7 protein-coding genes are annotated in these 9,175 nt (G+C 75.6%); 4 read left to right on the top strand and 3 right to left on the bottom strand.

Annotated features, from left to right (window positions below):
• Positions 1–122 precede the first annotated feature (122 nt).
• From ACFU99_RS21700 to ACFU99_RS21685, 4 genes are read left to right on the top strand one after another with little or no spacing between them, the layout of a single operon-like run.
• Positions 123–1,328, top strand: a complete 1,206-nt coding sequence (locus ACFU99_RS21700) for a polyprenyl synthetase family protein (RefSeq protein WP_384394405.1) — start codon at positions 123–125, stop codon at positions 1,326–1,328.
• Positions 1,316–2,869, top strand: a complete 1,554-nt coding sequence (gene crtI / locus ACFU99_RS21695; RefSeq protein ID WP_384394403.1) for a phytoene desaturase family protein — start codon at positions 1,316–1,318, stop codon at positions 2,867–2,869. The genes ACFU99_RS21700 and crtI overlap by 13 nt, the downstream gene beginning before the upstream one ends.
• On the top strand, positions 2,866–3,903 hold the full coding sequence (locus tag ACFU99_RS21690) for a phytoene/squalene synthase family protein (protein WP_384394401.1): 1,038 nt from the start codon (positions 2,866–2,868) through the stop codon (positions 3,901–3,903). Before crtI ends, ACFU99_RS21690 begins: the two co-directional genes overlap by 4 nt.
• A complete protein-coding gene (locus tag ACFU99_RS21685) occupies positions 3,900–4,964 on the top strand; it encodes a DUF5914 domain-containing protein (RefSeq protein ID WP_384394399.1) in 1,065 nt (354 codons plus the stop codon). The genes ACFU99_RS21690 and ACFU99_RS21685 overlap by 4 nt, the downstream gene beginning before the upstream one ends.
• Positions 4,965–5,105: 141 nt before the next feature.
• Here ACFU99_RS21685 and ACFU99_RS21680 read toward each other — a convergent pair whose 3' ends face one another.
• The 3 genes from ACFU99_RS21680 to ACFU99_RS21670 all read right to left on the bottom strand — a co-directional run.
• Positions 5,106–6,755: an FAD-dependent oxidoreductase gene (locus ACFU99_RS21680; RefSeq protein ID WP_384394397.1), complete on the bottom strand. Its 1,650-nt coding sequence runs from the start codon at positions 6,753–6,755 to the stop codon at positions 5,106–5,108.
• Positions 6,752–7,990, bottom strand: a complete 1,239-nt coding sequence (locus ACFU99_RS21675; RefSeq protein WP_384394407.1) for a lycopene cyclase family protein — start codon at positions 7,988–7,990, stop codon at positions 6,752–6,754. The genes ACFU99_RS21680 and ACFU99_RS21675 overlap by 4 nt, the downstream gene beginning before the upstream one ends.
• Before the next feature lie 502 nt (positions 7,991–8,492).
• Positions 8,493–9,175: RNA polymerase sigma factor (locus tag ACFU99_RS21670; RefSeq protein ID WP_384394395.1), on the bottom strand; the 683-nt coding region annotated here is incomplete at its 5' end.

Genomic DNA, 9,175 nt, shown 5'->3' with positions numbered 1-9,175 from the left:
GGGCCGGTCGCGTGATCTGTCGGCGGTCCGGCGTGCGCCCGGAACCGCCGACGCCGCATCCGGGCCAATGCTCTCGGCAGAAGAACCGATGTGCAGCCGACCGCGAGCGATAAGGGGTTGTCATGCTGGGACCGCGGCCCGTGGTGGCCGGACCGGCCGTGCCGGTCGACGGGCCGCTCACAGCGCGCGAAGCCGCCGGAGTCGTCGAGGCGGCGCTCGGACGGATCACCGACGACGTGCTCGGCCGGGCCCGCGACACCGATCCGGTCCTCGCGCGGGAGGTCGCGGGCCGCGTGTCGGCGCTCGTGCGGCGCGGCGGGAAGCGGCTGCGCGCGGCGTTCGTGTGGTGCGGCTGGCGGGCCGCGGGCGGATCGGGCGACCCCGCCGCGGTGGTGAGCACGGGGGCGGCCCTGGAGCTCGTACAGACCTGCGCGCTCATCCACGACGACGTGATGGACGGGTCGGCGCTGCGCCGGGGCGCACCGGCGGTGCACGTGGAGTTCGCGCGCATGCACCGGGACGCCCGTATGACGGGGCCGCCCGAGGCGTTCGCGTCCGCGGCGGCGGTGCTCGCCGGTGACCTCGCCCTGGCCTGGGCGGACGACCTGCTGACCGAGACGGCACTCGGTTCGCCGTACGGAATCCGGCTGCACCGGGAGTGGCAGGCCATGCGCGCCGAGATGGTCGCCGGACAGTACCGGGACATCCGGGCCCAGGCCACCGGCGCGTCGGGCCTCGACGAGGCGGTGGCCATCGCCACGCTCAAGAGCGCCCTGTACACGGTGGAACGGCCGCTCGCGCTCGGCGCGGCCCTGGGCGGTGCGGACGACGCCACGCTGGAGGCGCTGCGCTCCGCGGGCCGCTCCGCCGGGCTCGCCTTCCAGCTCCGCGACGATCTGCTGAGCACGTTCGGCGACCCGGCGCTCACCGGCAAGCCGGCCGACGACGACCTGCGGACGCGCAGACTCACCTATCTGCTGGCGGTCGGCCGCGGGCTCGCCGACGCCCGCGGTGACGCGGAGGCCGTCGAGGCGCTGGCGCCGGGCCCGGGCGCCGTGTCGCACGACGGTGTGCGGCGGATGCGGGCGGCGTTGGAGCGGACCGGCGCGCGGGCCGCCGTGGAGTCGGAGATCGCCGAGCTGGCCGCCGCGGGGCTGCGCCATTTCGACCGGGCCGGCGCGGAGCCGTTCGTACGGCGGGAGTTCGCCTCGCTGGTCGAACGGGCGTCGGGCGTCGCGTCGGACGTCACCTCGGCGCGCGGTACGGAGAAGGCGCGTGATGCGGCGTCGGCGCGCGGCGCGGAGGAGGCGGCGGCGTGCGCACGGTAGCGGGGCCCACGGACCATGTCGTGGTGGTGGGCGCCGGGCTGTCCGGGCTGGCCTGCGCCCTCCATCTGCTGGGGGCGGGGCGCGAGGTGACCGTCGTCGAGCGCGGTGTCGCGCCCGGCGGCCGGGCGGGCCGGCTGCGCCTGGGCGGCTACGAGCTGGACACCGGCCCCACCGTGCTGACCATGCCGCACCTCGCCGACGAGGCGTTCGCCGCCGTCGGCGACAGCCTGGAGCGCCATGTCGGGCTGACCGCTCTGCACCCGGCCTACCGGGCCCGCTTCGCGGACGGCAGCGCGCTCGACGTGCACACCGACGGCGAGGCGATGGAGGCCGAGGTCAGGCGGTTCGCGGGGCCGGGCGAGGCGGCCGGGTACCGCGCGTTGCGGGACTGGCTCGGGCGGCTGTACCGGGTGCAGATGGGGCGGTTCATCGATACGAACTTCGACTCCCCCTTCCAGCTGCTGCACCCCGACCTGGCCCGGCTGGCCGCCCTGGGCGGCTTCGGGCGGCTGGACCGGCGCATCGGCCGCTTCCTCGACGATCCGCGCCTGCGCCGGGTCTTCTCCTTCCAGTCGCTGTACGCCGGGGTCGCTCCCGCCAGGGCCCTCGCCGCCTACGCGGTCATCGCCTACATGGACACCGTCGCCGGCGTCTGGTTCCCCGAGGGCGGGATGCACGCCCTGCCGCGCGGGATGGCGCGCGCCGCGGCCGGCGCGGGCGCCGCGTTCCGGTGGTCGGCCGAGGTGACGGAGCTGGAGCGGTCGGCGGGCCGGGTGCGTGCCGTACGGCTGGCCTCGGGCGAGCGCGTCCCGTGCGACGCGGTGGTCCTGAGCTGCGAACTGCCTGCCGCGCACCGGCTGCTGGGACGCGTTCCGCGGCGCCCCGTGCGGCTGCGTCACGCGCCGTCCGCCGTCGTCCTGCACGCGGGCGGCGACCGTACGTGGCCGGGGCTCGCGCACCACACCCTGTCCTTCGGCGCGGCGTGGGAGCGCACCTTCGACGAACTCACCCGCGCGGGAAGGCTGATGAGCGACCCGTCGCTGCTGATCACCCGGCCGACGACGCACGACCCCGGTCTCGCGCCGCCCGGCCGGCACCTGCACTACGTGCTGGCGCCCTGCCCGAACACCGAAGCGGGCCCCTCCGCCGCCGCTTGGAGGGACCTCGGCCCCCGCTACCGCGACAGCCTCGTCGCCGAGCTGGAGCGGCGCGGACTGAACGGCTTCGCGGCGAGCGTCCGCGAGGAGCTGCTGGTGACGCCGCTGGACTGGACGGCGCAGGGGCACGCGGCCGGCAGCCCCTTCTCGGTATCCCACACGTTCGCCCAGACCGGTCCCTTCCGGCCGCGGAACCTGGTGGGGCACTTGGAGAACGCCGTGCTCGCCGGGTGCGGAACGACCCCCGGGGTGGGGGTGCCGACGGTCCTCATCAGCGGCAAGCTCGCCGCCTCGCGCATCACCGGCGCGGCGCGCGTGCCGCGTACCCGCCGGGCGCCGCACACGCCCCGCACCACCACCCCGGCCGTGGACGGCCGCCCATGACCGGCCGGGAACTGGACGCCGCCGGGATCACCGGGCCGGCCCTGCGCGCCGACTACACCCGGTGCAGGCAGCTCAACGCCCGGCACGGCCGGACCTACTTCCTGGCCACCCGGCTCCTGCCCGTGGAGCGCCGGGCGGCGGTGCACGCCCTCTACGGATTCGCCCGCTGGGCCGACGACATCGTCGACGCTCCGGACCTGCCATGCGGACCGCAGGAGCGTGACCGGCGCCTGCGGTCGCTGGAGGACGACATGGAACGGGGTCTGCGCACGGGCCGCGGCGCGCATCCCGTCGTACGGGCCGTCGCCGACACGGCCCGGCGCTACGGCATCGACCACGCGCACTTCGCCGACTTCCTCGTCTCGATGCGCAGCGACCTGCATGTCACCGACTATCCGACCTACGCCGACCTGCGGGCCTACATGCACGGCTCGGCCGCGGTCATCGGGTTGCAGATACTGCCGGTGCTCGGCACGGTCGTGCCCAGAGAAGAGGCGGCGCCGCACGCGGCGGCGCTCGGAGAGGCGTTCCAGCTGACGAACTTCCTGCGGGATGCCGGTGAGGACCTGGACCGGGGGCGCGTCTACCTGCCGGCCGACCTCCTCGCCGCTCACGGCGTGGACCGGACGCTCCTGGAGTGGAGCCGCCGCACCGGCCGCCGCGACCCGCGCATCCGGGAGGCGCTGGCCGCCGCCGAGGTCGTGACGAGGGCCGTGTACCGGACGGCCGAGCCGGGCATCGCCATGCTCGACCCGAGGACGCGCCCGTGCGTCCGCACCGCTTTCACCCTCTACCGGGGCATTCTCGACACGATCGCGGATCAGGACTACGCAGTGCTGCACCACCGCGCGGTGGTCTCCCGCACCCGCCGCGCCGCCACGGCGGCCGTGGGGCTCGTACGCGTCGCGGACGCGCGCAGGCGCGCGCGTACCGCCCCGGCGGTGGTCGGCGGCAGTGGAGCCGCCCCGGGGACGGACCGTGCCGCCCTGGGGACAGACGGTGCCGCCCTCGGAACGGACGGGGCCGGCCGGTGAGCGGGCGGGCGGGCAGGGGCGGCTGGACGCCGCCGTGGCGGTGGCGCCGCCGGTCCGACTGGGCGGCGCAGCCGCCGACCTGGCGGGAGGCCCGCCCGGCGGTGATCGCCGACGCGCTCGAACGGGCCTCGGCGCGCCCGTCCGGCAACTGGTTCGTCGTCGGCTCCTCCCGGGGCGTACGCGCCGGGGGCGGCCCCTACGGCAGGACGGTGGGCGGTGTCGAGGTGGTGCTGTGGCGCTCGGACGCCGGGGAACTGCGCGCGGGACCGGGCGTCTGCCCGCATCTGGGGGCGCCGTTGCGTGACAGCCGGGTGGTGTGCGGCACGCTGGTGTGCCACTGGCACGGACTGGCCCTGAACGGCGCGCCGTTCGCCGGCTGGGCCCCGTACCCGGTCCACGACGACGGCGTGCTGGTGTGGGTGCGGCTCGACGCGGTCGGCGGTGAGGAGCCGTCCGAACGCCCCTTGGTGCCGGTGCGGCCGGCGGCGGCCACCGGGGTGGACGTCGTGTTCACGGCGGCGGGACGGTGTGAACCGCAGGACGTGGTCGCCAACCGCCTCGACCCGTGGCACGGTGCGTGGTTCCACCCGTACTCGTTCCTGGACCTGACGGTGATCCGGTCACCGCTCGGGGACGACGGGGACGGCGGGAACGGCGGGAACGGCGCGGGCTACAGGAACTACGCGAGCGATGCAGCCGACGTGTTCGCCGTCGATGTCTCCTTCAGGGTGACGGACCGCCTGGTGGTGCCGGTCCGCGCGGAATTCACCGCCCCGGGGCCCCGTACGGTCGTCATGCGCATCACCGAGGGGGAGGGCGCGACGTCCGTGGTGGAGACGCACGCCACCCCGCTGACCCGCGCGGGCGACGCGGCGCCGAGGACGGCGGTGACGGAGGCGATCGTCGCGGCCTCCGGCCGCAGGGGGTTCGCCGTGGCGCGGGCCGCGGCGCCCGTGCTGCGCCCGCTCATGCGCCGAACAGTCGGCCGTCTCTGGCACGATGACCTCGCCTACGCCGAACGCCGCTGGGCCCTGCGCCGGGCGGGCCGCTTCCCAGGGTGAGCCGGGCGGGCCGCCCTGCGGGATGAGACGGGCCGCCCCGCGGGATGAACGACAACGGCGCGGGTCCGGGCTCGTCCCCGCTGATCAGCAGTGGGCCCGGTGGTCAGCAGTGGGCCCGGTGGTCAGCAGTACGCCCGGTGGTCAGCGGTGCGCCCATGCCGCCAGTGCCCGCAGCACAGGCGATCGCCCTGCCCGGGGCACCGTCCAGAGCATCTGCCCCCGGACGCCCCAGTCGGCGAGGAGGGCGTTCGCGGCCAGGAACCCCGTGGTGGCCGCGCGTTCCATGAGGGCCACCGGCAGGTCGCAACGGATGGCGTCGCCCGCGAGCGTCACCCGGGGGTGGGGCGTACGCACCGGGGGCCGGCGCCTGTACGTGCCGACCGGGAAGAGCGGGCAGTCCGAGCGCCACTCGTGCCGGGCGTCCACGATCCTCGCGCCCCGCGTCTCGGGGTAGACCCGGTGCAGGCTCTCGATGAGGCGGTTCTGCACGCGTCCCGGTGCGCCGTCGGCCGCGTAGGCGTGCAGTTCCACCACCGAACCGCCGGTCCGGGCCGCCCAGCGGGCCGCCTCGCCCTCGTAGCGGTTCAGGACGCTGATGTTGTCGAGCCCGTCGTAGCCGCTGGTGCCGAGGAATCCGGGGCGGTCGGCGCGTACGGGCCGGTCCAGCCAGAGCCGCGAGACGAGGAAGGGCGGCGCGGTGCGCAGCGCGGCGATGTCCGCCCGCCAGGCGGGGGCGCCCAGTCCGGGCGAGGCGGCGACGAGGGCGCGCAGGGCGCCCGGGTCGAGGGCGAGCACCGCCGCGTCGTGGAGTTGTTCTCCGGCGTCGGTCAGCAGCAGCACGCCGCCACCGCCGTCATCGGGACCACCGCCGCCGGGACCGCCGCGCGCCTCCAGACCGCGGACGGGCATGCCGGTGCGCAGGGTGACTCCCAGTTTCCGGAGGTAGTCGCCGAGCGGCTCCCAGAGCGCCTGGGGGAACGGCTCCGTGGGCACGTCGAAGAGGAGGCCCTCCGAGGAGCCGAGGAAGTAGATGTGGAACATCAGCAGCAGTTCCGCGGCGGAGAGTTCACGCGGGTCGGCGAAGAAGCTGCGGGAGAACACCTCGAACGCGAGATGGTGGGCGGCTTCGGGGAACCGGACGCGCTCCAGGAAGCCGGTCGCGCTGACGGTGTCGAACCGTTCGTAGACATCCGGTACCCGGACTCCGAGCAGGGGCAGCGCGGCCCGGGCGTCCATGGCGGCGAGGTCGCGCCAGCCGAAGGTGGGGCTGAGCGCGACGAATCCGAGCGCGCTCAGCGGCGGCGTCCGCGGCACACGGGCGAAGCTGTCGGTCAGTCCGCTGCTGTGGCGCAGGGGGTAATCGGGCAGCGGCCGCAGCCGGTCGAGTCCCGGGTCGGTCCTCCGCAACAGGCCGCGCAGGTTGTAGTACTGGCGGAAGAAGGCGTGGAAGCCGCGGCTCATGGTGGCCTCGGAGCCGTCGGCGAGGCGGGTGCGCCCACCCGCCAGACGGCCGCCGAGCGCGTCCTGCCGTTCGTAGAGGGTCACGCGCGCGCCGCGTTCGGCGAGCAGCGTGGCCGCCGCCAGCCCGGCGATGCCGCCGCCGACCACAGCGACCCCGGGAGCGTCCGCGCGCTCGAAGCGGTCCCGTCCGGGGGCGGGGGCCAGCCGCTCGGCCCTGCGGTCGCGGCCCCGCCGCGCGGCACGGTCGCGGGGGCCCGCCGGACCTCTTCGGGCCGCTCCGGACGCCGCGGCGCCCTCGGCGGTCGGACGCGGGAAGCGCGGCGGTGTCATCGGTGGTTCTCTCCCATGCGGTGGTGACTTTCTCCCGTACGACGGTCGTTCTCGCTCGTACGACGGCGGCTCTCGCCCATGCGCGGAACGGGGTGGCGGCGGCGGGGCAGGAAGGGGAGTTCCACGGCCGTCCTGAGCATGGGCCCGATCGGGGTGCGCAGTCCGATGCCCCACTCCTCCCACGGCGTCGTATCGCCGTCGAGGAACCGCAGCAGGCGCTCCGGCGGGACCCGGCGGAACAGGTCGGTGAAGAAGCCGGGGCCGTCCACGCGTCCGGTGTCCAGGGCCCGCAGCAGCACCGCGTCCATGGCGCGGGCCCGTGCCCCGTGCGGCGACGGTACGTGGACCCGGCCGTCGCGCAGGCCGGCGGCGACGGCCCGGCTCTGCCGCTGGAGGGCGGCGAAGGTGTAGCCGGTCGCCGGACGGGTGGCGCCGCCCGCCGTGCCGATCCGGAAGTGACCGGGCCCGACGCGGCGTTCGAAGCGCGCGTCCGTCATCGGAATGACCCCCTGCTCGGCCGACTCGACGGTGAACGTGCCGAGTCGTAGGACGTCCCGGCTGTACGCGGTCAGAGCCGCGTCGTACCGCTCCGTGTCCAGGAGGGCCCGGGAGAACTCCGTGTACTCCACGAGCGCCCGGTCCGGTGCCAGGGGCAGTGCGTAGCCGAAGGCGAGCCCGTGTCGCGGCTGCGGCACCCGGAAGTCCATGAGATCGGCGACCGCCGGGTCGAAACGGTCCGAGTCGGTGCGCACGAACCAGCCGCGGAAGTGCTGGAGGAGCTGTGTCCGCGCGGGCGGCAGGGCGGGCAGCGGACGCGAGTCGAATACGTACCGGGCGGACAGGGTGAACGTACGGCCGTCGGGGCCGGTGCAGTGGACCTCCGGCCCGTCGGCCGCGGCGCGTACCGCGTCCACTGTGGCACGTACGATCCGCCCGCTGGGCGTACGCGCCACCCGGGCGTGCACCAGCCGTTCGAACGCCGTGGACCGGAGCATGCGGTAGCGCAGCGGAGCGGGGTCCACGGTGACCTCGGCGCCGTCCGCCGCGTGAATCCGCAGCAGTGGCCAGGAGGCGTGCACCGCCTCGTCGAAGTCCCCCGGGTCCCGCTCCCAGTAGCACCACGTCCGCTCGGGCGGGCGGAGCGGACCGTCCGGGGCGTCCACGACGGTGACGGCGGCACCGCTCTCCGCGAGCCGGTGGGCGAGGCTGAGCCCGGCGGCCCCGCCGCCGACCATGACCGCGTCCGGCGCGCCGGCCGTCTTCTTCCGCCGGTTCACCGGGCCCGCCGTTCGACGACGCGGGGCCGGGGCCGATCGGAGGCGATGCACGCCCTGCCGGAGGAGACGCGAGACCCGCCGGAGGAGACTCGCGCCCTGCCGGAGGAGGCGCGGAATCGGTCAGGGACGACGCAGAACGCCTCGGAGGCGACGCAGACCCCGTCAGGGACGAAGCGGAATCCGCCGGAGGCGACGCGGGCCCCGTCAGGGACGACGCAGGACCCGGCAGGGGCGCTACGGACCGCGTCAAGCGCGGCACGCAGCCCGTCAGGGGCAGGGACGCTACGCACCGTCTCGGCTTCCGTCCGAAGGACGTCGGCGGTATTCACATCTGGCTCCGGGCCGTGGGGTCGAGGAGAGGGGCAACGAGTCAAGAGGCCGAAGGGCGGCAGGGTCGAGGGGGCAGGGGAAGCAGAGGACAGGAAGGGGCGCGGAGCTGACAGGGCGCCAGGTCCTGTGGTCAGCATCTCGTCCCGCCGCCGGTGGTCCGTGGACGCGGGCGCCCGGACCTCTCGGGTGTCGCCGCGGTGTCCGCGGCGCCGGACAGGGCCTCCGGCTCTCCGGACGCCTGGTGGGAGCTCTGCTCCAAGCGCCGCCGCAGCGTGAGGAGCCCCCGGCGCACATGGCTCTTGACCGTGCCGAGCGGCAGACCGGTGTGCGCGGCGATCTGCGTCTGCGCGAGATCCGAGTAGAAGGCCAGCCGCAGCACGTTCCGCTGCGCGGGAGGCAGCCGGTCGAGCTCGTACTGGGTCACGACGCGGTCCACGGCCCGCTGCGCCAGACGGCCGTCGGGGTGTCGGCGGTCCGCGTCGAGATCCGCCTGCACGGCGGCGGCGAGCCGGGCCCGCCGGGCCCGTGCCGCGAGAGCGTCCGCGATCTTGTGCCGGGCGATGCCGACCAGCCAGGCCCCGACGGTGCCGCGCTCGGGACGGAAACCACGGCAGTCGCGCCAGGCGGCGATGAAGACCTGCTGGGTGACGTCCTCGGCTTCGCAGGAGTCGCCGAGCGCGCGGCACGCGACGGAGTGGACGAGCGCCGCCCACCGCTCGTACAGCAGCCTGAACCCGTCCTCGTCCCCTCTCAGAAACGCGTCGGCGATCATCTGATCGCTCCGGAGCCGTCGGCCGGCGGCCGGCTCGCCGA

The sequence above is a fragment of the Streptomyces sp. NPDC057654 genome, assembly GCF_042800135.1.
Classification (GTDB): Bacteria; Actinomycetota; Actinomycetes; order Streptomycetales; family Streptomycetaceae; genus Streptomyces.
Note: the sequence above shows the minus strand (reverse complement) of the source record. Positions and strands in the feature narration are given on the sequence as shown.